The 2984-nt window shown below is 53.4% G+C and carries 4 protein-coding genes; 3 read left to right on the forward strand and 1 reads right to left on the reverse strand.

The genetic code is table 11. The features are described from left to right. The first annotated feature begins 220 nt into the window (after window positions 1-220). From POTG_RS09265 to POTG_RS09275, 3 genes are all read left to right on the forward strand, one after another. A complete protein-coding gene (locus POTG_RS09265) occupies window positions 221-856 on the forward strand; it encodes a glycoside hydrolase family 11 protein (protein WP_036644891.1) in 636 nt (211 codons plus the stop codon). A gap of 99 nt (window positions 857-955) precedes the next feature. Continuing rightward, entirely contained in the window at window positions 956-1807 is an 852-nt protein-coding gene (locus POTG_RS09270) for an SUMF1/EgtB/PvdO family nonheme iron enzyme (protein ID WP_036644892.1), read from the forward strand. A 105-nt stretch (window positions 1808-1912) separates the two neighbouring features. Then, window positions 1913-2620: a DNA alkylation repair protein gene (locus POTG_RS09275; RefSeq protein ID WP_009224573.1), complete on the forward strand. Its 708-nt coding sequence runs from the start codon at window positions 1913-1915 to the stop codon at window positions 2618-2620. Between the two features lie 158 nt (window positions 2621-2778). On the opposite strand, the gene POTG_RS09280 is transcribed toward POTG_RS09275, so the two are convergent. Then, a partial coding sequence (locus tag POTG_RS09280) for a hypothetical protein (protein WP_232282264.1) occupies window positions 2779-2984 on the reverse strand: 206 nt, incomplete at its 5' end.

A 2984-nucleotide genomic window follows, 5' to 3' on the forward strand; every position in this document is an offset into this window, starting at 1 on the left:
CGTTTTTCTTATATGTAAAAATCTAGATAAAACCTTTAATTCGTGAAGTGAAATGTATGCGCTTACCTACTATAATTTTCTATCAAAGGGGGTGATAGTTAAATGTTGGTAAAAGAGGCTCCAAGGTAGGTGATGCCCCAGGAAACGAAGCTTGACCTCGGTAAGAAGCAGGGAGCAAGAATTATTTTTGTTAGTCAAATCTATTTCTGAGGAGGAATGTTTGATGAAATTAAAAAAGAAGATGCTCACTTTACTCCTGACGGCTTCGATGAGTTTCGGTTTATTTGGGGCAACCTCGAGTGCAGCAACGGATTATTGGCAATATTGGACGGATGGCGGCGGAACGGTGAATGCGGTTAACGGGTCCGGGGGCAATTACAGCGTAACTTGGCAAAATAGCGGGAACTTCGTGGTCGGCAAAGGCTGGAGCGTAGGGTCGCCAAATCGGACGATCAATTACAATGCCGGCATCTGGGAACCTTCGGGGAACGGGTACTTGACCCTTTACGGATGGACTAGAAACTCGCTGATCGAGTATTACGTTGTCGACAGTTGGGGGACGTACCGGCCAACAGGTACTCACAAAGGAACGGTGAACAGCGACGGAGGCACCTACGATATTTATACGACCATGCGCTATAATGCGCCTTCCATTGATGGCACGCAGACGTTCCAACAGTTCTGGAGCGTGCGGCAATCGAAACGACCAACCGGCAGCAACGTCTCCATCACCTTCAGCAATCACGTGAATGCCTGGAGAAGCAAGGGCATGAACCTGGGCAGCAGCTGGTCGTACCAGGTCTTGGCGACGGAAGGCTATCAGAGCAGCGGAAGATCCAACGTCACGGTGTGGTAATGGTTCATCGCTAAATTTGGTCTCAAGGCCGTTCGGTTTGCCGCCGGCGGCCTTCACTGATCTTCAATCAAAGGGGAGCTGACCTTGAGGAAGCGATACATGAGCATGATCTTGTCCATCACCATCATGGTGCTGGTCTCCGCCTGCTCGCAGGCAGCAATGGGGAGACCGGAGCGGCAGAACGACTCCTTCGTGCTAGTTCAAGGCGGGAGCGTGAAGAACACCCGGTCTAATTTTTATGGCTCGAGCAGGGTACTGGCTGATTTTTATATCGGAAAATATGAAGTGACCCAGAGAGAATGGGTGGAAGTGATGGGCAGCAATCCGTCTCAGTTCCAAGGCGACCAATTGCCGGTGGAGATGGTGAGCTGGTACGACGTGATCGAGTATTGCAATCAGCGGAGCATAAAAGAGGGCTTGAAACCTTTTTACAATATAGATAAGCAAAAAATAGACCCCAACAATCAAAGCGAATACGATCCTGTGAAATGGACGGTCACCATCAATCCGGACGCGAACGGGTATCGGCTGCCGACGGAGGAAGAGTGGGAGTATGCAGCTGGGGGTGGGCAGCACAGCCAAAGCTATAAATACAGCGGAAGCTCGCGTGTGGACGATGTGGCCTGGTATTGGCGGAATGCCGGAGAGGAGTACCTGAGCGGGGACTGGAACTGGCCGATCATTGAGAGTAATCATAGCCGAACCCGGCCTGTTGGCGGCAAGGAGCCCAATGAGCTGGGGCTGTACGATATGTCTGGCAATGTGAGGGAATGGTGCTGGGATTGGTACGGGGACGAGGTGAACCAGAACTATAAGCGTGGCTCATTTCGCGTAGTGAAAGGCGGCGGCTGGATCGGCGATGTCAGCAGCAGCGAGGTGTCGTTTCGCGGCAAGTTTGAAGCGAGCGGCTTTGGCCCGGATCAAGGGTTCCGCCTGGCGCGCAACAAGTAGTTTGGCGAGGACGCTTGGCCTTATTTTGGAATTGAATCAAGCCCTTCTCACGTAGTAAGCTAGGGGAGAAGAACCCATACGGGATGAAGGGAGCTGGCTCCATAAATGAAGCTGGAAACGGTGATGCAGGAGCTTGAGGCACTCGGTAAGGAGCGCCTGAAAAAAATGTACATGTCCAACGGCGCGCGGGAGCCGCTGTTTGGTGTAGCCACAGGAGAAATGAAGCCGCTGTTCCGGCAGATCAAGATCAATCAGCCCTTGGCTGAGGAGCTTTACGCGACGGGGAATTACGATGCGATGTATTTTGCGGGGATGATTGCGGATCCGAAGGCGATGACGCATGCGGATTTTGATCGCTGGATCGAGGGGGCGTATTTCTATATGCTGTCGGACTTCGTGGTTGCCGTCACCTTGGCGGAGGCGGATATCGCCCAGGAGGTGGCCGACCAGTGGATCGCCAGCGGGGACGAGCTGAAGATGTCGGCGGGTTGGAGCTGTTACTGCTGGCTATTGGGGAGCCGGCCGGACAGCGAATTTGACGAGGGCAAGCTCGCCGGCATGCTGGAAACGGTGAAGAACTCGATTCACGATGCGCCCGAGCGTACGAAGTCTGCGATGAATAACTTTGTTTACACCGTCGGGGTTTCTTACCGGCCACTCCACACTCAAGCGGTGGAGACCGCCCAGGCGATCGGCCCGGTCGAGATGAAACGGGGGAAGAAGAAAAGCGCCATTCTGAACGCTTCGGAAAGCATTCAAAAAGCGCTGGATCGCGGGCAACTGGGCTTTAAGCGGAAGTATGTGCGGTGTTGAGATTGGCGGGGAGGGGACACGGAGCTGGTAGCTGTGGGCGTTAGTCCACCGGGTGCATTCTATATGAAAAATCGAATACAATCGGCTAAATTCGGCGATATCGGCGAAATGTATTCGAAAAATCATACAGAATTGGGCCTGATGCGGGTGAAATCGAGCTACAACGGTTTCCCATTCAACGTCGGCGGGTCCTCGGGCTTCATCTCGGGACCGAAATCGTCCGTCGCTGCGGCAGGGTTGCCGTCCTGGTTCCAGGCGTCTTTCGTCATGAAGGCGCCTTTTCGGCCTTCGTTGGTGGAGTCCTTGGCCTTGGCCCGCTGCAGCTGCTGCTGAGTGTAGTCCTCATTTTTGCTCATCTTAGGCA

This window comes from Paenibacillus sp. oral taxon 786 str. D14, assembly GCF_000159955.1.
GTDB classification, from domain to species: domain Bacteria; phylum Bacillota; class Bacilli; order Paenibacillales; family Paenibacillaceae; genus Fontibacillus; species Fontibacillus phoenicis.